General features: G+C 60.0%; 16 protein-coding genes. 6 read left to right on the top strand and 10 right to left on the bottom strand.

All coding sequences use genetic code 11. The features are described 5' to 3' along the window. Positions 1 to 5: 5 nt before the first annotated feature. Entirely contained in the window at positions 6 to 1022 is a 1017-nt protein-coding gene (locus I6L34_RS03170; protein WP_216955625.1) for an iron ABC transporter permease, read from the bottom strand. Positions 1023 to 1198: 176 nt separating this feature from the next. After that, positions 1199 to 2002 (bottom strand): siderophore-interacting protein, encoded by an 804-nt coding sequence (locus I6L34_RS03175; protein ID WP_216955626.1) that lies wholly within the window; start codon positions 2000 to 2002, stop codon positions 1199 to 1201. A gap of 322 nt (positions 2003 to 2324) precedes the next feature. Between I6L34_RS03175 and I6L34_RS03180 the strand changes: the two genes are divergently transcribed. Continuing rightward, positions 2325 to 3842, top strand: a complete 1518-nt coding sequence (locus tag I6L34_RS03180; RefSeq protein WP_216956864.1) for an HD domain-containing phosphohydrolase — start codon at positions 2325 to 2327, stop codon at positions 3840 to 3842. Positions 3843 to 3936: 94 nt separating this feature from the next. On the opposite strand, the gene I6L34_RS03185 is transcribed toward I6L34_RS03180, so the two are convergent. Both I6L34_RS03185 and dnaQ read right to left on the bottom strand, forming a co-directional pair. Continuing rightward, positions 3937 to 5202 (bottom strand): TIGR03503 family protein, encoded by a 1266-nt coding sequence (locus I6L34_RS03185; RefSeq protein WP_216955628.1) that lies wholly within the window; start codon positions 5200 to 5202, stop codon positions 3937 to 3939. After that, positions 5199 to 5933 (bottom strand): DNA polymerase III subunit epsilon, encoded by a 735-nt coding sequence (gene dnaQ / locus I6L34_RS03190; protein WP_088869726.1) that lies wholly within the window; start codon positions 5931 to 5933, stop codon positions 5199 to 5201. The genes I6L34_RS03185 and dnaQ overlap by 4 nt, the downstream gene beginning before the upstream one ends. 79 nt (positions 5934 to 6012) lie before the next feature. Here dnaQ and rnhA point away from each other — a divergent pair, with 79 nt between their 5' ends. Further along, positions 6013 to 6477, top strand: coding sequence for a ribonuclease HI (rnhA, locus tag I6L34_RS03195; RefSeq protein ID WP_021231230.1), 465 nt, complete (start codon positions 6013 to 6015; stop codon positions 6475 to 6477). On the opposite strand, the gene I6L34_RS03200 is transcribed toward rnhA, so the two are convergent. Beyond that, entirely contained in the window at positions 6465 to 7187 is a 723-nt protein-coding gene (locus tag I6L34_RS03200) for a methyltransferase domain-containing protein (RefSeq protein ID WP_216955630.1), read from the bottom strand. The two genes, rnhA and I6L34_RS03200, sit on opposite strands and share 13 nt — an antisense overlap. Before the next feature lie 72 nt (positions 7188 to 7259). Here I6L34_RS03200 and gloB point away from each other — a divergent pair, with 72 nt between their 5' ends. Then, positions 7260 to 8024, top strand: coding sequence for a hydroxyacylglutathione hydrolase (gloB, locus tag I6L34_RS03205; protein ID WP_216955632.1), 765 nt, complete (start codon positions 7260 to 7262; stop codon positions 8022 to 8024). A 70-nt stretch (positions 8025 to 8094) separates the two neighbouring features. Beyond that, positions 8095 to 9648, top strand: a complete 1554-nt coding sequence (locus I6L34_RS03210) for a LysM peptidoglycan-binding domain-containing protein (RefSeq protein WP_216955634.1) — start codon at positions 8095 to 8097, stop codon at positions 9646 to 9648. Positions 9649 to 9797: 149 nt separating this feature from the next. Here the strand turns inward: I6L34_RS03210 and astE are convergent, their stop codons facing one another. Both astE and I6L34_RS03220 read right to left on the bottom strand, forming a co-directional pair. Beyond that, positions 9798 to 10823 (bottom strand): succinylglutamate desuccinylase, encoded by a 1026-nt coding sequence (astE, locus tag I6L34_RS03215; protein ID WP_216955636.1) that lies wholly within the window; start codon positions 10821 to 10823, stop codon positions 9798 to 9800. 295 nt (positions 10824 to 11118) lie between these two features. Beyond that, positions 11119 to 11328 carry a DUF1127 domain-containing protein gene (locus I6L34_RS03220; RefSeq protein WP_113739172.1) on the bottom strand — a complete coding sequence of 70 codons (210 nt, stop codon included), beginning with the start codon at positions 11326 to 11328 and terminating at the stop codon, positions 11119 to 11121. 525 nt (positions 11329 to 11853) lie between these two features. Here I6L34_RS03220 and I6L34_RS03225 point away from each other — a divergent pair. Then, positions 11854 to 12747 (top strand): DNA replication terminus site-binding protein, encoded by an 894-nt coding sequence (locus tag I6L34_RS03225; protein ID WP_213388934.1) that lies wholly within the window; start codon positions 11854 to 11856, stop codon positions 12745 to 12747. Between the two features lie 140 nt (positions 12748 to 12887). Here the strand turns inward: I6L34_RS03225 and I6L34_RS03230 are convergent, their stop codons facing one another. From I6L34_RS03230 to I6L34_RS03240, 3 genes are all read right to left on the bottom strand, one after another. Beyond that, positions 12888 to 16763, bottom strand: coding sequence for a DEAD/DEAH box helicase (locus tag I6L34_RS03230; RefSeq protein ID WP_216955637.1), 3876 nt, complete (start codon positions 16761 to 16763; stop codon positions 12888 to 12890). A 423-nt stretch (positions 16764 to 17186) separates the two neighbouring features. Then, positions 17187 to 18272 carry an ATP-binding protein gene (locus tag I6L34_RS03235; RefSeq protein WP_216955638.1) on the bottom strand — a complete coding sequence of 362 codons (1086 nt, stop codon included), beginning with the start codon at positions 18270 to 18272 and terminating at the stop codon, positions 17187 to 17189. Continuing rightward, positions 18269 to 18997 (bottom strand): response regulator, encoded by a 729-nt coding sequence (locus tag I6L34_RS03240; protein ID WP_139428363.1) that lies wholly within the window; start codon positions 18995 to 18997, stop codon positions 18269 to 18271. The genes I6L34_RS03235 and I6L34_RS03240 overlap by 4 nt, the downstream gene beginning before the upstream one ends. Before the next feature lie 157 nt (positions 18998 to 19154). On the opposite strand from I6L34_RS03240, the gene I6L34_RS03245 reads away from it, so the two are divergent. Continuing rightward, entirely contained in the window at positions 19155 to 20312 is a 1158-nt protein-coding gene (locus tag I6L34_RS03245; RefSeq protein WP_216955639.1) for an efflux RND transporter periplasmic adaptor subunit, read from the top strand. The last annotated feature ends 7 nt before the right edge of the window (positions 20313 to 20319 follow it).

The following is a 20319-nucleotide window of genomic DNA, read 5'->3' on the forward strand; positions in this document are numbered from 1 at the left end:
GCCCCTCACTTGACGGTCAGCAGGGTACGAAAGCCCCCGCGATGGACGATGGCGATCAGCACTGGTGCGCCAATCAGGGCCAGAATAACCCCGTTGGGCAACTCGAACGGCTGGATCAGCCAGCGCGCCAGAATGTCGGCCAACAGCAGAAACAGCATGCCGAACAGGGCGGAGAAACAGACCTGCACCGACAGTTTCACCGGCTCCACCAGTCGGCCACAGTAGGCGGCCAGAAAGCCGACAAAGCCGATGGGGCCAGCGATAGCAATGGCACTGGCGGTAAACAGGGTTGCGGCCAGCAGCACGCCAATCCGCACCCGGTTGGGGCGGATCCCCAGCGCTTGGGCCTGACTGTCCCCCATCTGCATCAGGGTCAGCTGGCGACAGAGCAGCAAGGTGATGACAAACGCCGCCAGCACGAAGGGCAGCACGGCAATGATGGCATCGAGATTGGCCGCCGACAGGGAGCCGAGGTTCCAGAAGCGGTACTGCTCCAGCACCATCTTGTTGGAGAGCAGCAGAAAGCTGGAGAGACCGCCGAAGGTGGCGGAGAGCGCCACCCCGACCAGAATGAGCTTGAGGGGGTTGGAGCGGCCAATCATCATGCCAAGCCCCAGCACAATCACGTTGCCCAACAGCGCGCCGAGTCCGGCCCAGAGCAGATAGCCGTAGGCGGACTCCACCCCGAACCAGGTAAGCCCCACTACCAGCGCAAAGACGGCCCCGGCGTTGACCCCCAGCAGGCCGGGTTCCGCCAGCGGGTTGCGGGTCGCGCTCTGCAACAAGGAGGCCGCCAGAGATAAAGAGGCGCCGACCACCATGGCACAGAGAGTGCGCGGCAGCCGCAAGGTATTGAGCACCATGGCAAGTTTCTCGTCACTGACCCACAGGGGATTGTGCGTCAGATACCCGAACACCTCGCGGGCACCATAGACGCCGGCCCCGGTGGCCAGCGAGAGGCAAAACAGCGTGCAGAGAAGGAGCAATGCCAGCCAGAACAGACGGGTCTGGTACTTAACCACCCTTTACAACTCCTTGCGTTGGGGTCTGACAACATCCAGCCAAACCGACATGAAAACAGGGCACTCTTGTGTCAACGGAAATAAAAACGCCGCCCGGACGAATACCCGGACGGCGCAATACTAAATGCAAATCATTTTTATTTGCAAGCTTTGATGTGTGGCTGGCTCTCTTCTGCTCAGCTGTCCATCACATCATGGCGAGTCTGATGATAGGCCTCTTCACTCTTGCCTCTGCGCCAGTAAGGAACCGCATAGAGCGACTGGCGATCCACCTCGAGCACGGAACGAAAATGGCGACGCAGCGGCAGCACCAGCGCCTCCTCCCCACCGAGCCAGAAGAAACCGCCATCCCGAGAGAGAGGCAAGGCCTGCACATGCTCCAGAATACCGCTGGTTGCGGGCTCTCCCACAAACCAGTGGCAGTGTACGCCGACCGGCAGTGTCAGCGGCTGGGCATCCGCCTGATCCGGCAACAGGATGGCAATCTCCCCGCAGGCATCGGCAGGCATCACTTCGCACATCGCCATGATGGCGGGCAAGGCGGTGAGATCGCCCACCAGACAGTAGTGCTCTGCCGGTTGCAGCATGGGGTTGGGGCCACCCGGCCCGGAGAGAATCACCTTATCCCCCAGCTTGGCATGGGCAGCAAAAGCACTGGCTGGCCCGCTATCGCCATGCAGAACAAAGTCGATATCGAGCTCCAGCTCATCACGGCGAAACGCGCGGATGGTGTAGGTGCGGATCACCGGCTTGTCCGCCGGATTGCTCCAGCGCGGGCCGCCCGCCGTCATGGCTGGCATGACGGGTTCGCTCTGGTGAGGCTGGGCCAGCATCACCTTGATATGGGCACCACCGCAGGTAAAGGGATAATCGGCCAGTTCACGGCCGCCAAACGTGATGCGCCGCAGATGAGGGGTAAGTTGTTGCACTCGCTTGACCGTCACCGGACGGGGGCGATTGGGAGGCAGGCTCTGGGTCACGAATAAACTCCTCTTCGAATCAACCTGCATGCTACCCTTAAATAGGAATAATTATCAAATAAGATCTATTCTCGTCTTTATCCTTGATCCGAGCCGGACTGGCTTTTTCCCTCTTGCGGCTCAACCGGGTGAGGGACACAAGGTGGTGCATTGGGACACCTTGATTCACAACAGAAAGCCCGCACCTCACCTGGATTGGCCAAAGGGTTCCATTTGCTTATTTCGACCATAGTTTTGCGAGATCAAATTTTATTTCTCAATAAGTTTCCTATCCTTAGTTGAGCAGTTAATGTAAGCACAGGATGCCAAACAGGATTGTATGATGGATGACGAAATCCTGATTATTGATGACGACGATCTTGCTCTCACCGATGTGCAGCAAGCGGGCTGGAAAGTGATGATCGTTGACGATGAACCCGAGGTTCATCGCATCACCAAGATCACCCTGAACAAGTTCGAGTTTGACAATCGCCCCATCGACTTTCTGCACGCCTATTCCGCAGCACAAGCCAAGGAGCTGCTGGCGACTACGCCGGATGTCGCCCTGCTGCTGCTGGATGTGGTGATGGAAGTCGACCATGCCGGTCTCGACGTCGTCAAATACGTCCGCGAAGATCTGCAAAACAAGATGGTGCGCATCGTGTTGCGTACCGGCCAACCCGGCCAGGCGCCGGAAGATGACGTGGTCACCAACTACGACATCAACGACTACAAGGATAAAACCGAGCTCACCTCCCAAAAGCTGCGCACCCTGCTGCGGGCCAGCCTGCGATCCTATCGGGATATCCGCACCCTGGAGAGTAACCGTCAGGGGCTGGAAAAAGTCATCGAAGCCTCCAAGGGGATCTTTGAGAAACGGGCGTTGCGCCAGTTTGTCGAAGGCGCCCAGGAGCAGCTCAGCGCCCTGCTCCATCTGGGGGAAACCCAGATATACGACGTCAAGCAATACGCCTATGAGGTGAAGGATCAAATATTGGAGCCCCTGCTCCCCGGCCATCCCGCCATGCTCCTCACGGACGCGCCGGAGATCCTGCGCCAGGCTATGAGCAAGCGCAGCAACGTCTATAACGCCACCCAGATGGTGCTCTACTGCCAGAATCCGCGCCACCACCTGCTATTCCACATCGAGACCACCCGCCAGCTCAGCCAGATCGATACCAGTCTGCTGACGCTGTTTACCGAAAACATCATAGTGGCGCTGGAGAATATCCGGCTCAATGAGGTGATCGCCGACAACCAGCGGGAGATCATCTATCGCATCGGCGAACTGGTCGAAACCCGTTCAAAAGAGTCAGGGCTGCACGTCAAACGGGTCGCGCTCTATACCGAACAATTCTGCCACCTGATGGGCATGAGCGAAGAGCAGAGCGAGCTGGTGAAACGTGCCTCGCCGCTCCATGATATTGGCAAGGTGGGAATTCCCGATGCCATCTTGCACAAGCCGGGCAAGTTGACACCGGAAGAGTGGGAGATCATGAAAACCCACGCCCAGCTCGGGCAGGATATGCTCTCCGGCAGCGATCTGGCGCTGTTTCAGATTGGAGCCACCATCGCTGGCAATCACCATGAGAAGTGGAATGGCAGTGGCTATCCCCGCGGTTTGAAGGGGGCCGATATTCCGCTGGAGGGGCGGATTGTGGCGCTGGCTGACGTGTTCGATGCCCTGGGTTCGGATCGCTGCTACAAGAAGGCGTGGCCGCTGGACAAGGTGCTGGCCCTGATTGAAGAGGAGAAGGGGCAGCATTTCGACCCCCAGCTGGTCGAGCTGATGATGGCCAATCTGGACAAGTTCCTCGAGATCCGCGAGCAGAACAAGGATGTCTATATCGGCGAACACTGATAGCCAGCTTGTTCTGTTTATGAATTCAAAAAAACCGCCCTGCTCATCAGGGCGGTTTTTTTATCTCTGGCATCACGCCACTTCAGTACGAGGGTTACTGCTCTGGCAGATTGAGATCCAGCTTGGCGGCAGATTGTCCGGCTTGCTGATTCTCGGCCTGCGCAGCGGCCAGAGCACGCTTCAGGGCACGCCGTTTTTGTATCACCACAAACCCGACCCCACCCAATACAGCCAGCAGCACACCACCACCCGCCAATGCCCAGATCAGCCAGCCCATTTCCTCCTCTGCCGGAGCTTCATGGGTCGCCTCGGCACTGGAGGCCGGTGCGGCGGCCGACACCACCTCTACAGGAGGCGGCGGTGGCGGGAAGACATTGAAGGTTTTCACCGGCAACTCGATTTTCAGCTCACGGCCGAGGCGAGTGGTGCCATAGAGGGTTGCTTTCACCTCATGCTGACCGACCTCCTTGATGTTGGAGAGATCGATATCAAGCTTGGGGTCGCTGGCGGTCTCGCTGAACTCGTAGAGGCCGCCCACATTGCTGGTCACACTCCCCTTGACCACCACGGAAGCGGGATCCAGCTCATCACGGTCGATTAGCAGTGAGAGCTTGGCACCCAGCTCATCCGAAGGCGGCGCCAGGTTATAACTGAACGGATAGGGGTAAAGCAGCACATCCTGATAACGGGCACGGACAAACACCTGATTGCCCGTGCTGAACATGGCGCGGTACTTGCCACCGGGAATATCCTGCAGCGTCACTTCCGCCGTCATGATGCCATCGCCCGGCACTTCGTCGAGCCCCTTGCCATCATCGCGATAGTGGCCAAGTACTTGATCCAGCACGACCTCTTTCTTATCGGCATCGCTGAACGATTGCAGCTTGACGGTCATGCCAAGATCAGAGAGATAGTATTTATCTTTCGGCGGCTGACCATTGATCAGCAACCACGCCTTGAGCTTGACCACCTCCCCCTGATAGAGCTGCATCGGCAGGGCGGCGATATCGAGCCGGATATCGGAGAGAATGCGCACCCGGTTGTCGGGATCCACCTCGCCAATCGCCTGCCAGGGGCCCGGCATGGGATTGCGCAGGGTAATGAGATCGTGCTCCGGCAACGCCAGCCAACCCACATCGGCAGGTTTGACCTTGCCCACGTAAAGCTTGCTGCCATCGGGGCGAACCAGGATCACGGACGGGGTGCCCGGCTTGCGCTTGATGATGAAGGTGATCTCCTTAACCCCATAATCGATGCGAAAGCGGTTATCCAGCAGCGGGATATCGGAAGGGGCAAATACCTCGGTCGCCGTCGCCCCCAGCGAGAGCAATAGCAGCAGACCTGCACACCACTTGCTCATTGCCGCCACAGACAACTTCCTCCCTTTTTCTGTACCAGATCCAGTCTCGCTTCGTGCAGGGCCTGAACCTCGGCAGTGGCACGCACCACCTTGAGGGCGGGTCGGTTGCTCTCCAACCTGCGAATGCTGGTGTCCTGATTGCTCTCGTTTTCATTGCTTTCGGTGGCCAGATTGAGTTTGGTCTGACCACCGGTCATCAACAGATAGACGTCCGCCAGGATCTCCGCATCGAGCAAAGCCCCGTGCAGGGTACGGTGGGAGTTGTCGATACCGTAACGATCGCACAGCACATCCAGGTTGTTGCGCTTGCCGGGGAAGAGATCCCGCGCCATCGCCAGGGTATCTGTGATGGTGCAGATATCCGCCGTCTTGAAGTTGAGTCCGAGCTTGCTGAACTCGTAGTCCATGAAGCTCACGTCAAACGGTGCGTTGTGAGCGATCAGTTCGGCGCCGCGGATGAACTCGAGGAATTCGTCGGCAATCTGGCTGAACGACGGTTTGTCACGCAGGAACTCGTCGGTAATACCGTGCACCTGGATCGCTTCCGGGTCGACCAGACGATCAGGCTTGATATAGACGTGATAGTGGTTACCGGTCAGCTTGCGGTTGATCACCTCCACACAGCCGATTTCGATAATGCGGTGCCCCAGATAGACAGGGCCGCCCGCCGTATTCATACCTGTGGTTTCAGTATCCAGAATGATCTGGCGATTCAGTTGGGGTGTGTTCATGATCCAATCTATGTCAAACTTCGGCTTTACTTACTCGCTAGTTTACCCCAAGCCTCATGTTAAAACAGATTGATTGCTCATGTTAAAACAGATTGATGTCTATACCGACGGCTCCTGCCTCGGCAATCCGGGCCCGGGTGGTTACGGGGCCGTGATGGTCTACGGCAAGCACCGCAAAGAGATTTCCGCCGGATTCAGGTTGACCACCAATAACCGGATGGAGCTGATGGCCGCCATCATGGGGCTGCGTACCCTCAACGAACCGTGCAAGGTGCGCCTCACTACCGACAGCCAGTATGTCCGCCAGGGGATCACACAGTGGATCATCGGCTGGAAGAAGAAAGGGTGGATGACCGCCAACCGGCAACCGGTCAAGAACGTCGATCTCTGGAAGGAGCTGGATGCGGAAGTGGGTCGCCACCAGATTGAGTGGCTCTGGGTGAAGGGTCACTCCGGCCACCCGGAGAACGAACGGTGCGACGAGCTGGCCAGAGAGGCCGCCTGCGGCAAGGATCTGGCCGAGGATACCGGCTACCAGCCCTGACGGGCCATTCCCGGTGTAGCGAGTGACTTTGGCAGTTGCCAGCGCCGCCGCACCGGGATCAGTGGAAAGCGCCGTTTACGGGCCGCAATCACGTATACCGATGCAAATGCCCTGCAATAATCCCGCCCGATACTCTCCCGCCACCAACTGTGCCAGCTCTGTTTCCCCATAAACGAGTAACCGAAACGCTCCTCGAACATCACCTCGCATCCCAGCAGATGCAACCAGTCCGTCACCCGCCCCGGGGTGAACATCCGTGCCGACCAGGGCATTCTGCGCCGCAAGAACGGCACACAGTGACCGATCCCGACCAGACTCATGGGGTTATAGCCACTGATGATCAGCCAACCATCGTCGGTCAACACTCTTTCGGCTTCGCGCAACACTTGGTGGGGATCGGCGGAGAAATCAAGGCAGTGAGCCAGCAGGCAGGCATCGACGCTGCCGGTCCGCACCGGCAGATCGAGGGGATCGCCATACATGTCGAGCAACCGCCCGCCGGGGGCGACCCCGATCTGGTGACGAATGGAAGATCGTTTGCAGGAGAGTTCAGCGCTCAGAGCGCCAATTTTCAGCAGATGATACCCAAACAGATTGGGACACCAGTTGTCGAGCCGATCCTGGATCTCGGCCGCCACCCAGTCCCCCATAGGCAATGCAGACCAGCTGGTCGGGATCTCGATTTGTTGTTCGGTACGTGCCACCTGCATAATAGGGCTCAACTCGGGGTTTCGAACGCCATCCTGTTATATAAGATACCCTCCCTAAAGAGAAGCAGACTCATGTATCCAGTGATCACAGTTCCAGCCTTTAATGACAACTACATCTGGTTGATCCGTCACGAAAATCACTGTCTGGTGGTCGATCCGGGCGATGCCGCCCCCGTGCTGGAGCGGCTCGAGGCATTGGGGCTGGTGCTCGATGCAATCCTGCTGACCCATCACCATCACGACCATGTCGGGGGCGTCACCGACCTGCTTGCCCACTTCCCCCACGCCCGACTCTATGGCCCCAAACTTGACCCGATGCCGGATCACCACGGTCAGTGGCTGGAAGATGGCGATCAGATCAACTGGCACGGCCTCGCCCTCGAGGTGATCCATGTGCCCGGGCACACTCGCGGCCACATCGCCTACCACGGCAACGGCATGCTCTTTTGTGGCGATACCCTCTTCTCGGCCGGTTGTGGCCGCCTGTTTGAAGGGACGCCGGAGCAGATGTACCACTCGCTGCAACGACTCGCCGCCCTGCCCGATGAGACACTCATTTATTGTGCCCACGAGTACACCCTCTCCAACCTGCGTTTTGCCTATGCGGTCGAACCGGACAACCCGGCGATCCGCCGCCAGATCGGGCTGATCAGCAAACTGCGGCAACAAGGGCTGCCAAGCCTGCCAACCCGGCTGGGTGACGAACGCACTTTCAACATTTTTCTGCGATGCGAACAGGATTCAGTGAAATTTTCTGCTGAAAAACATGGGATAAAATGCGTGGAAAATCCGGTAGATACCTTCACCATCCTGCGTCAGTGGAAGGACGTTTTTTGAACAAACCTTGATCAGGGGGCCATTGCCCCTTATGATGCGAGCTGTTTTTCCTAAAAATGACCGGAACGAGATGAAGGTACGAACGGCCTTATTGGCAGCGCTGTTGCTCAGCGGCTGCCAAAACCTGAGCCATCAGGATGACCGGGCGCTAACGGCAATCGAGCCGATCAAGTCCCCCCAGGTCAAGAAAAAAGCGCATAAAAAACACTCTTCCCATTTCCTGTTTGGCGATGAACAGCTGGACGAAATGGAAGATACGGACAATCTGTGGGTGCGTATCAGCGATGATATGCAACTGGAAACTCCGGACAATGCGCGCATCCGCCAACAACGTGAGTGGCTGTTGCGCAATGATAAGCATCTGGCGACCATTGCCAGCCGGGCTGAACCCTACCTCTATCTGATGGTAGAGGAGATTGAACGGCGTGAGCTGCCAATGGAGCTTATTACTGTCCCGATGATCGAGAGCATGTTTGATCCGCATGCCCGATCCCGCAGCAATGCCGTCGGTTTGTGGCAGTTTGTGCCCGCCACCGGCAAGAACTTCGGTCTGCGCCACGACAACTGGTATGACGGACGGCGCGATGTGCTGGCCTCCACCAATGCGGCGCTCGACTATCTGGAATACCTGAACCGCTTCTTTGATGGTGACTGGCTGCAAACGCTGGCCGCCTACAATGCCGGTGAAGGACGGGTTCGCAACGCCATCCAGCGTAACCAGCGTGCCGGCAAGCCGACCGACTACTGGTCGCTCGACCTGCCCCGCGAAACCCGGATGTATGTGCCCAAGATCCTCGCCATGGCTGACATGATCAGCAATGCGGACAAGTACAATATCCAGTTGCCGGTGCTCGCCAACGAGCCGAAGCTGCGAGTGGTGGAGACCGGCAGCCAGATCGATCTGAATGTGGCCGCCCAACTGGCCGGTCTGCGCACGTCACAGCTCAAGGAGGTCAATCCGGCCCTGAGCCGTGGCGTGATGTCGCCCCGTGGCCCTTACCGCCTGCTGGTACCGGTAGAGTATGCCGATACCTTGGAGCTGGCACTGGCAGATCTGCCCAAGAGCGAGCGTATTCGTACCCGCTCCTATCAGGTCACCAGTGGCGATACCCTGTCGCGCATCGCCCAGAATCATGGCGTCAGCGTGAACGAGCTGAAGCTGGCCAACAATCTGCGCAGCAACAACCTGCGTCGCGGTCAGCAACTGGTGATCCCGACCCACGGTCAGGTCAGCAACAAGGCCAGCTCCGCCAGCAAACCGCAACAGCTGGCAAGCCGTGGCAGCAGCCAGAAGGCCAAAGTCAGTTACAAGGTGCGCTCGGGTGACAACCTGTGGAGCATCAGCCAGGCACACGGCGTCTCCCACGAAGAGCTCGCCAGGTGGAATGGTCTGAATGCCAAGTCGGCGCTCAAACCAGGCATGAAGCTGGTGGTCTATCCCAAGCAAGGGAAGAAGAGCGACAAATCGATGGTGTATCAGGTTCGCCGTGGCGACTCCATCTCCTCCATCGCGGCTCGCTTCCAGGTGGCCATCAATGATGTGATGCGCTGGAATCAGCTGGATAAAGGGGATTACCTCAAGCCCGGTCAGGAGCTGACCCTGTTTGTGAAGAACAACAGCTAAGCCTCACCGCTTGAACCCGATAAAAAATGGGGCCAGTCATCTGACTGGCCCCATTTTTATGCCTGCCACGCTGCACTTTATCTGAATGACAACGAGGCTCAGAGCCATATCAGAAAGCCTCATGAACCTCATAACAAAGTGCACAAGCGCTATTCCCAGAGCCTTGTCGGCACCACCATCAGCACGGTGCGCTGACCGATCGCCACATTGGCATTGGGGAAGACCACCGCCTCACGCGGCTTCTCGACTGTGTAACGCAGCTCACCATCCTCGGCCAGCACGAACCCTTGGGGGAATTCGGTGAAGTTGTCCACATCGCTGGCGAACAGGAAGCGAAAGTCCGCCGATTTTTTGGTGATCACCCGATCGATGGCAAACAGGGTGAAATCATCCGCCCGCCACGGCTCCAGCGCCACCTCATCCTGAGTGACCAGCTCCTGCAGCGCTTGGCGGGTTTCGATAAAGCGGGTCATATCGTTCTCGCCAAACGGGCGCACCTTGCCCAACTCCACCGTAAAGGCGTGGGCACCATGCTGGCGGGAGCTGTAGTAGCTGAAGGTCGTGGTCGGGCTGGCGGAGAGCAGAATGGTACGCACCCCGCAGGCGCCGAGGAACTGCACCTGCTCGCGGCAGTGGGGCCGCTCATGGGGAAAGGGGTAGACGGCAAACTTCTCGTGGCGCGAGCCGCGAATGGCGGTGTGCAGGTCGTAATGGTAGCGGGGGCGGGCCGGATCGGCAAAGAAGCGGCTCACATACTGCTCGAGGCGCATGGCGCGGATCCGCTCCCGATTGCAGAGCCCCTCCCCCTTGCTGTGTGCTCCGGAGAAGAGCCGGTTCATGTTCTCCTCCACCTCCCGCAGCCCCAGATTCATCGCCGCCGGATTGCCAAACAGGAACAGCACCCGATGACGGGCGCTCAGCTCGCCTGAGAGCAGACGACTCAGCAGCTGGTTGCAGATCTCGATGGGAGCGGTCTCGTTGCCGTGAATACCGCAGGAGAGGACGATATCCTTGCGTCCTCCCGGCTGGCCGCCCGCGCCATTGGCAGGCTCCAGACAGAGCACGCCCGTATCCCAGACGCTGACTTGCGTGCCATCCGGCAGCGCAAAATCAAAGGGATCGAGCTGCCACTCGTGGCTGCGGGTCATGGCCAAAAAATCGTGCTGGGGAATCATCCGTCTCACCCTCTTGCGCTGGAACACTATGGCCGGATTATACGCAAGGCATCGCGGCTTAAAATCGTTTTTTAAACAAATTCAAACATTAACAACACAATTGTGATAACAATCGAGCGACGACAGCGAGGTGCTATAGCAATGTGAAATAAGGAGAAGAGGAAAGAGGATCAACGCACAACAGGGGGAAAACGGGGGGAGATAAAACAGACTATTACCCGCCTGATGGCTGGGCGCCACAGGGGCAAAGCAGAAAACGGATCATCAGAAAAACGAGGCATCCATGCCCGGCTGATCAACCACGCCAGAACGGCTTGGTGGTCTCTTGATAACGGTCAGCTTCGTTCAGGCCGATGTCTTTGAGCAGGTACTCGGGCAGCTCGGAGAGCTGGCGACGGCTACGGCTGCGCTCCAGCCAGGTCAGAACGGTCATTTTAACGCGAGCAACCAGATTCAATTGGCTGGAATGCTGGTAACCGGCTTCGGTATAAGTCATGTTGGCCATGATGTGGCTCCTCTGAATATTTGTTTACGCACTGGGCTTTATTTGATGCGCAAAGCTTAGTCAGGGAGTCAGACCGACTCAATTGACGAATTTTGATACGTTACATTAGTAAATCTAATGTCTAAAAACGGCAGGATTTAATTTTAATCCTTTGATTTTAAACAAATAATTATTTTTACGGTTGGCCAGCAGAGTCGCACAGCATATTGTGCTGCATGGCACCCATCTATATATGCATTTTACTGCTTTACATATGCAGGGATGGACAGGGTGTGAACAGCTGGCAACAGCGGAGTTACACGTGATTGTTAATTTAATGATCTTGTGGCGATCTTTATTTAACACCATGAAACATAAATAAAACCATCACCACATCCCCATTCAGAGGCGCACATTGCCCCCTCCTCAAAGTGCCTCTTGGCACTCCAACCGCATGCTGGTATGTTTATTTATACAGTAGTTTTGCTACCCGCAGCGATGTCATACCTGATGTCGTCAACAGCGGGTCAGACCACAGGATCATCGATGGATACCTTTACCCCGACCGCCGCCCTGCGTCAACAGATGGCCGCCATTGAAGCCTCTCTCAACCAGCTGGCCGATCTGCTTTGCCAGCTCGACCTGCAGGAGGCTCATGTCTATCCCCTCCCCCCGGTTGCACAGGGGGAAGAACACGACCCGATCGAGCAAATTGAGGTGGGCTATCTCAACGGTGAAGCCGCGCTGGCAGCCACCCTCGCCGCCTATCAGGACCACAGCGCCCGCCCCGGCTGCTCCACCAAGGCAACTCATCGGCTGCCCGGCTGGTTGCGCTTTCCTGCCGCCGCCGCTCCGTTGATCCAGCCGCTGGTTGAGGAGATCAATCAGCGCAAGCTCGATTTCAAAGCGCTGGTGCAGCAGGCGGGGGGACGGGACGAGAAGTTCGAGCTGGTACATACCGCCCTGCCTGGGGTGATCACCCTGCAGGTCTACCGCAAGCTGACCCTGTTGGCGGGGGAGCTGCAATCCCTCGGCTTTACCTGGGCTGACAAGCAGACCATCAATCGCCTCAGTCGCGAACAGGTGCTTGAGATGCTGGAGCGCAGCCGCCGCTATATACCGGCCCTCTCCAACAACGAGGAGTGGAGCAAGATGGTGGATCAGGAGGTGTACGACATTCGCCGTCTGCCCGCCGATGCCGAGCTGCGGATCCGCCGCCCGGTCAAGACTCACCCGATGATCAACCTGCTCTGGCTGGAGCGCACCCCGCGCAAGCAGCAGATCAAGGCGAGCCTGCCTCTGCTGCTCTGCTCGGATACCCCGCCCGCGGTCACCCATCTGGGCAACTATCCCCCCAAGAGCCGACAGGCGCGGCGAGATCGCAAGATTGGCGGCGAGCCCATCATCGAGCGGCTACACCTCTATCTCTATCAGGGGTGACTGGATCAGGAATAGCTGGGCCGCCTTGCCGCGATAAACGAGTATCCCACATCTGCGTCCCAAACGAGAAAAGGGGAGAACATCCTGGATGTTCTCCCCTTTTCTGTATCGATAGACGGTATGTAAGGCGGCGTCGCCAATCAGCCCATCAGCAGGGCCCGCAAGCTCTCCACATCCAGCCCGCGCACTTCCGACTGGCCGCTCAGCAGACCATCGGCCAGCGCCCGCTTCTCGTCGTGCAGAGCGACGATCTTCTCCTCCACCGTCTGCTCGCACACCAGCCGGTACACTGTCACCGGCTGGGTCTGGCCCATCCGGTGCGCCCGATCGCTCGCCTGATCTTCCACCGCCGGGTTCCACCAGGGATCGAGGTGCAGCACGGTATCGGCCTGGGTGAGGTTGAGGCCGGTGCCCCCCGCCTTGAGGCTGATGAGAAACAGCGGCACCTCCTCATGACGAAAACGCAGGATGGAGTCCTGACGGGACTTGGCGGAGCAGCCCCCATCCAGATAGCAGTAGTCCCAGGACTTCTGCTCGATGCGGGCCCGCAACAGACTCAGCAGATCGACGAACTGGCTGAACACCAGCACCCGATGACCACCGTCAATAGCCTCCTCCAGCAGCGCCATCGCCTCGTCCAGCTTGCTGCTGGTTTGCGACCACTCGGGCATCACCAGCTCCGGTGAGCAGCAGAGGCGGCGAAGCCGGGTCAGGCCACTCAGCACATGCATCAGGGCGCGGCCATCGGCGCTTTGCACCTGCTGCACCACTTCCCGCCGGGTCGCCTCGTAGAGCTGACGTTCCTCAGGGGAGAGGCTGATGTGGTGAATGATCTCGGTCTTGTCCGGCAGCTCGGTCAGCACCTGCTGCTTGAGACGACGCAGGATAAAGGGGCTGATCACCGCCCGCAGCAGCGCCATGTGCTGGGGATCCTTGACCGCCTTGCCAAAGCGACGCTTGAACTCGCCAAGGCTGCCGAGCAGCCCCGGGTTGATAAAGGTAAAAAGGCTCCACAGCTCCCCCAGATGGTTTTCGATGGGGGTGCCGGAGAGGGCGAGGCGAAAATCGCCATCGAGCTGGAACAGCAGCTTGGCGCGCTGGGTGCCGGCGTTTTTGATCTGCTGCGCCTCATCGAGCACCATGGAGGACCAGCGGCGGGACTTGAGCGCCTCCGCCAGACTGCCGAGCATGCCGTAGTTGATGAGGATCACCTGACCGGCCTTGGCCTCGCGAATGATCCCCTCCCGCTCGGTCGGGTTCTCGAACACCACCACATCCAGTTCGGGGGCGAAGCGGGTCACCTCCTCCTGCCAGTTGGTGACCACTGACTTGGGCACCACCACCAGCGCAGGGCCAAGGTGCTGGCGCATGCGCAACACAATCAGCGCCTGCAGCGTCTTGCCCAGACCCATGTCATCGGCCAGACAGGCACCAAAACCGTGATGGGCCAGGGTCGCCATCCAGCGCACCCCCTCTTTCTGATAGTCCCGCAGGGAGGTGAGCAGCTCGTCCGGGCACTCGACCTCCTGCTGCCACTCCTGCTGAAGGGATTGCCACGCCGCATCCCCTTCGGTGGTAATGACCGAGAGCAGGCGAGTGAGCGGATAGGCCAGCTTGTTATTGATCCGCTGCTCTTCATCGAGCATGGCCCCCAGCATGGTGAGTCGTTCCACCAGCTTGTCGCTCAGCATCAGACTGGTCTTCTCGTCGAGCTGAACGGTGCGCTGCCCCGGGGTCATCTGGCGCAGAATAAGGCGCAGATCGAGGATCTGGTGCTCATCGAGCGCCAGTGCCCCTTCGACCTGGAACCAGTCCTGCCGCCGCTCGATACGCAGGCTCAGGGCCGCTTCATCAAGGCTCTTGAGGCGGGCACTGTCCTGATGCCAGTGAATGACCACACCGGCGTCCACCAGCTCGGGCAGGGCATTGACCAGCGCCAGCGCCTGTTCCCCCTGCAGCAGCCACTCGCTGCCGGGCAGGCCGATGGGCAATTGATTGCGCAGCAACTGGGCCTGCAGCTTCTCGGCCCCGAGATCCCGCTGCCAGTAGTGGTACGCCTTGATCCCCTGCCGCACGATCGCCTCCCCCTTGCCAAGGGGCTGGGGCGGCAGATCCTCAAAGCGGGTCACCAGCTTGACCGACAGCTGACCATCCTGCCAATCCAGTTGCACCGAAGGAATGCCCGGCCAGGGAGCCAGTTCGGCGTTGCCGCTCAGCCCCGCAACCTGACTGTGCCAGGGCAACTCGGGAATGGCGTCCAGGGTGCGTTGCAGCTCGGCCAGCCCCTCGGCGGGCAGCAGCGGGATGGATTCGAGCGCAGGCAAGCGGTCGAGCAGCGGCTGCGGGGTGAGGATCAGCTGCCACAGATCCTGTGCCAGCGGCATGATATGGGCCCCGCGAGCGGCCGCATCGGGGCAGAGCTGCGCGCTCATCCCCTGTTCGGTGGCAACTACCTGCAGCAGGGGGGCGCTGATGGCCAGTTGCAGCTTCTGCCCCTTGGCGTTGAACAAGCGGGGGTGATCGGCCAGCGGCGCCCAGACATCCCGCGGCAGTCGTCCCATCACCCGTGGCAGGGTGCGAACCAGTGCCCAGTCATGCTCGTCGAGCATGGCGGCATACTGGGTGGAGAGCAGGGCCGGATCGACCCGGCGACCGGCGGTCCACTCCCCCTTGGTGCTCAGTTTCTGGATCTTGCACTCCAGCTCGGGACCCTCGGCATGGAGCAGCCACACCAACCGCTCCTGCGGCTTGCGTACGCCACTGGCGCGCCCCAGCCCCTGCAACCAGTTGAGCCAGCTGGCAGAGGCCGCGGTTTTATCCTCGTCCCCGTCATCATCCTGCTCGTCACTGCCCTCTTGCGCACTCTCCTCACTGCCGCGCAGTTGGCACAAGGGCGCCCCTTTGGCCGCCTCGCCCAACAAGATGCGCAGCAGATCCTGACAAAAGGCCATCAGGCGATGATGGGGCTCGGCATCGAGCAGATGGGAGAGATCCCACTTGTGCAACATGGCCACCTGCGGGCTCTGGGCACCGTGACGGGCCAGCGCGCAGAGATCGAGCCAGAGATAGCCCCAGTGGAGCTCCTCCACCGGCAGCTGCAGGGTATCGAACAGGCCGACCGCCTGACCGTGGCGATCGCCCGCCCACTGGCTGAGCAAGTCGGCAAGCAGGGGGAACTGGCCAGTCAGACTGCGCTGCCACTTCTTGCGCTGTTCGCTGGCGATGACAGGGTCTGCCTGCTGCAACCAGCCAAGCCAGAGCAGGGCGCTGAATGAACGGGGCCATTGGCCCGCCTCGCCCTCATCGGTTGCCTGCCACTGGCCCAGCGCGGTGAGCAGTCGCTCGCCAAGCGGGCCGCTCTGGCTCTGCTGGGCCAACGCCTGCAGGGCTGGCCAGCCGGGGGCGGCATCCTTGTCCTCGCCGGTTGGCGATGTGCTCTCGCCATCCCCGCAGAGCCAGCGCCACTCCGCCTCGAACGCTTTGGCCCGGGCCTGCACCTCGGGGGCGCAGCGCACCAGCGCATTGGCCAGCGGCCAGCGCTCTTCATAGGGGGCATCAAGCAAGAGTTGCAGCGAGAAGTGCTCCAGCAACATTTGCTGCCAGGCGGGGCTGGAGCCCGCCAGCAACTGGTGAGCGTCCGGGGTATCGAGCAGGGTCAGCAGATCGCTGGCCGAGAAATAGGTGGGGATCTCCCCCGCCTTGCCGCGGCAGAGCTCGCGCACCACCGCATGGGTAAGATCCTGTCCGGTCAATGAGGGCAGCCGGCTCCAGTCCGGCGCCGGGCAGAGACCGGCACGCACTCCCAGGATCAGCGCCAGCGTCCCCTCGGCGGTCAGGCTCCACTGCTGCTCACCGCGCAATCTGACCAGCCCAGCATCCTGCAGTCGGGTCAGTTTATCGATCAGGGCATGGCCTATCGCCAGTTGTTCTTGCAGCAAACGGGTACTGGCAACGCGCTGCAATTGCAGGGTGGCGAGCAGGGCATAACTATCCGAAGAGAGGGTGGACGCAGACATCAAGACTCACGGGCAAGTGCAAAAGCGGAATTTTAACGGTAAAGCGCCAGCGGCTCGACCCTTTACCGTGAAATAACTCAAAAAAAAACGGCCATCCATGATGACCGTCGAAAGTAACGAAGGAAATAGCCGGATCATCCGGTTACCTCCCACAGCGGGAAAATCGGGAGCGCTAGCCCCTAATTCGTGGAGCCAATGCTAGAGGTTGGCGCCCGAAAAAGCTTTGAAGCGGATCACAGTTGAAAAGGATTTCTGAAAACGGTTTCAATTTTTAGCGGCAAAAAATCATGATTTCGCGCCAAATGAGCCATGTCCCAACCCCTCCTGCTCACCCGGCACAAGCGGTAGAAAACCCTATGACGTCGCTTGTCGCCCCCCTGTGCGGGCAGCTGTATAGCTTCACCATACCCCGCCGCCCGCAGGCTAGGTTTCAGGGCAACCGGACATGGCCGAGATGGGCCAGGAGAGCACGAATCTGCTCCCTCCCCGTCCGGTAGCTTGGCAAACCGCGCTGCCACCGTGCGCCTCGGCAATCGCCTTGACCACGGCGAGTCCGAGTCCGCTGCCGCCGCTCTTGCGCGAGCGTGACGGATCTACGCGACGAAACGCATCGAAGATACAGGCGGCGACCTCCTCGCTGATGCCTGGTCCCTCATCTTCCACACTCAGGACGCACACACTCTCCGAGCGATACAGCCGCACGGTCAGCATGCCCGGCAGCGCGTGCTTCTGGGCATTTTCCAACAGCGCCATCAGGGCCTGACGGATACGAAACAGATCGCAGCAGACATGAAGTTCGCTATCCAGCTCCCGCTGCAACACAAATCCGCTCGCCGCCAGAGGGCTGGCAAATGCCTCAAGCACCACGGCAAGCTCGTCGGCCAGCCTGACCTCGGTCCGCTGCAACTCCAGATGGCCGCTGTCGTTGAGGCTCAATACCCGCAAATCCTCGATCAGGTGATTGAGCCCCTCAACCTGACGCAGCAACCCCTCGAAGAGTTCGCTGCTGGGAGGAAATACCCCTTCGGCCAGCCCCTGCAAACGGCCGCGCAAAATGGTCACCGGAGTGCGCAATTCGTGGGCGATGGCGGCATTCCAGAACTCCCGCTCGCGGGTCATGCTCTGCAGCCGCTCGGCCATGGCGTTGAAGTCGCGCACCAGTTGCGCCGTCTCCCCGATCGCCTGCTCATCCTCCGGCACGCGGGCATCGAGTTTGCCCTCGGCCACCTCGCGCAGGCTGGTTGCCACCGAGTTGAGGGGAGTCAGGATGCGGCGAGAGAGGCGAACCGCCACGTACAGCGCCATCCCCAATGCAATGAGAATGGTGGAGCCGATCCATAACATCTCGACTCTGGAGGGCACCCAGGTCTCGGAGATGCTGCCCGGCACAAACGCCACGGCGATACCATAAAACACATAGGTGCCGATCACCGCGAGGGAGATGATGCCAAGCGTCATCAAGCCCAGAGAGCGGATGATCTGCCTGCGAAGGCCGGGCGCCGATTTCATGCATCGCCCCCGAAGCGATAGCCAACGCCCCAGACACTGGCGGGGACCCCCTGAATGCCGTGTGTCTCCAGTTTTTTGCGCAACTTGCTGATGTGGCTATCCACAGTGCGCTCCTGGGTATCCCCCTCCGGCAGGCAGTGAGTCAACAGTTCGGCGCGACTGAACACCCGTTTCGGCGCCCGCATCAAAGAGGCGAGCAACTTGAACTCGGTCAGGGTCAGCTCCAGCACCTGCTGCTGGTCATCGCGGAAAATGCTGGCCTCGTGGCTCTCCAGATCGATCTGAAACTGGCCGACCCGCAACACGTTCGCCGTGGCAGGCTTTACGGCCCGGGTGCGCCTGAGCACGGCCTGCACTCGCGCCACCACTTCGGCCGGATTGAAGGGTTTGACCACATAGTCATCCGCCCCCATGCGCAGCCCCATCAGCTTGTCGAGATCCTGATCGAGGGCGGTCAACATGATCACCGGCGTATCGCCGCGCGCCCGGATCTCGCTGAGCACCTGCCAGCCATCCAGTTGCGGCATCTGCACATCCAGCAGCAGGAGATCGGGTTTGAATGCCTGATGCATGACCAGCGCTTCACGGCCATCGGCGGCGTGCAGGGAGCGCAAGCCATGACGTTGCAGGTAAGCGGCGAGGATGTCGGCGATCTCGGCTTCATCCTCTGCAATCAGTACCAGTGACTGGCCCGCCGGGCTGGCGGAAGCATTGAGATGGGACATAGTCGGACTCGAAAAAAGGTGGCGTTGAACTTTATCATCGCCTCCATGGATTCTCCACAAAGCCTCGAATCATTCGCAATAGCCCCTCGCCATAATGGCCGCTCGATGCACTCTTCGGTCACATCACACCGGAGAGACGGTTTAACGAGGTGAGTGGATGAGGTTTGTAAAACAGCGGTATGCGGGCGCCCTGCTCGCCGTCATTGCCGCATTCGGGTTGGCGGGTTGCGATGCCGCACCGCAAGAGCAGGAGGCACCCGCCCCTCCTCAGGTGTCGCTGCTAACTCTGACTGGTCGGGAGCTGGTCATCAGCGAGGATCTGCCCGCCCGGGTAGCGGCACTGCGCAGCGCCGACATTCGCGCCCAGATCAGCGGCATCGTACAGCGCCGCCTGTTCGAGCAGGGCGCCGAGATCAGCGCTGGCACTGTGCTGTTCCAGATAAACCCGGCCCCCTTCAAGGCCGATGTCGACAGCGCCGCCGCCGCATTGCAACGGGCCGAGGCCGTGCTGGCCCGCGCCCGCATCCAGATTGAGCGCCTGCAGCCGCTGCTGCGCACCGACGCCATCAGCCGCCAGACCTATGACGATGCGGTCTCCCAGCGGGATCAGGCGGCCGCCGATGTGGCCCAAGCCAGGGCGACCCTGGCCCGGCACCAGCTGAACCTGCAATTTGCCAGCGTGGAGGCCCCCATCGCCGGGCGCATCGATCAGGCGCTGGTGAGTGAAGGGGCCCTGGTGTCGCCCACCGATGCCACCCCCATGGCCCGGATCCAGCAGATTGATCAGGTCTACGTCGATGTGCGTCAACCGGCCTCGGTGCTGGAATCCCTGCGCCAGCAGGCTGGCTCAACGGCACCGGAACTGGCGGTGGAGATCCTCGGCAGCAATGGCACACCGCTGGGCATGCAGGGGCGCATCCTCTTCTCCGGCATAGAGGTCGATGCCGGGACCGGTGACGTGCTGCTGCGAGTGCTGGTGGACAATCCCGAGAGGCGGCTGTTGCCCGGTCTCTACGTGCAGGCGCGCATTCCCCGAGCCCGCTATGCCAACGCCCTGACCGTGCCCCAGCAGGCGGTAGTTCGCACCTCGGGTCAGACCAGCGTGTGGGTGGTGGATGGCCAGGGGCTGGCACAGCTGGTTCCGGTCAACACCGCTGAACTGGTGAATAGCCAGTACCGCATCGCGTCCGGGCTCAGTGCCGGGCAACAGGTGGTGATCGAAGGGATCGACCGTCTGACCCCGGGGGTTCAGGTCACAGCTTCCCCCTCGCAACCACCCGCTGTCAGCCAACCGGCTGACAGCGGCATTCGCTGAATCGGAG

The organism is Aeromonas sp. FDAARGOS 1404 (assembly GCF_019047085.1).
In the GTDB taxonomy this organism is placed as follows: domain Bacteria; phylum Pseudomonadota; class Gammaproteobacteria; order Enterobacterales; family Aeromonadaceae; genus Aeromonas; species Aeromonas veronii.

Bases quoted from the DNA above. Each gene is read 5' to 3' on its own strand.
- I6L34_RS03180 (WP_216956864.1), top strand. From the start codon at position 2,325: ATGGATGACGAAATCCTGATTATTGATGACGACGATCTTGCTCTCACC.
- I6L34_RS03185 (WP_216955628.1), bottom strand. From the start codon at position 5,202: ATGAGCAAGTGGTGTGCAGGTCTGCTGCTATTGCTCTCGCTGGGGGCG.
- dnaQ (WP_088869726.1), bottom strand. From the start codon at position 5,933: ATGAACACACCCCAACTGAATCGCCAGATCATTCTGGATACTGAAACC.
- rnhA (WP_021231230.1), top strand. From the start codon at position 6,013: ATGTTAAAACAGATTGATGTCTATACCGACGGCTCCTGCCTCGGCAAT.
- I6L34_RS03200 (WP_216955630.1), bottom strand. From the start codon at position 7,187: ATGCAGGTGGCACGTACCGAACAACAAATCGAGATCCCGACCAGCTGG.
- gloB (WP_216955632.1), top strand. From the start codon at position 7,260: ATGTATCCAGTGATCACAGTTCCAGCCTTTAATGACAACTACATCTGG.
- I6L34_RS03210 (WP_216955634.1), top strand. From the start codon at position 8,095: ATGAAGGTACGAACGGCCTTATTGGCAGCGCTGTTGCTCAGCGGCTGC.
- astE (WP_216955636.1), bottom strand. From the start codon at position 10,823: ATGATTCCCCAGCACGATTTTTTGGCCATGACCCGCAGCCACGAGTGG.
- I6L34_RS03220 (WP_113739172.1), bottom strand. From the start codon at position 11,328: ATGGCCAACATGACTTATACCGAAGCCGGTTACCAGCATTCCAGCCAA.
- I6L34_RS03225 (WP_213388934.1), top strand. From the start codon at position 11,854: ATGGATACCTTTACCCCGACCGCCGCCCTGCGTCAACAGATGGCCGCC.
- I6L34_RS03230 (WP_216955637.1), bottom strand. From the start codon at position 16,763: ATGTCTGCGTCCACCCTCTCTTCGGATAGTTATGCCCTGCTCGCCACC.
- I6L34_RS03235 (WP_216955638.1), bottom strand. From the start codon at position 18,272: ATGAAATCGGCGCCCGGCCTTCGCAGGCAGATCATCCGCTCTCTGGGC.
- I6L34_RS03240 (WP_139428363.1), bottom strand. From the start codon at position 18,997: ATGTCCCATCTCAATGCTTCCGCCAGCCCGGCGGGCCAGTCACTGGTA.
- I6L34_RS03245 (WP_216955639.1), top strand. From the start codon at position 19,155: ATGAGGTTTGTAAAACAGCGGTATGCGGGCGCCCTGCTCGCCGTCATT.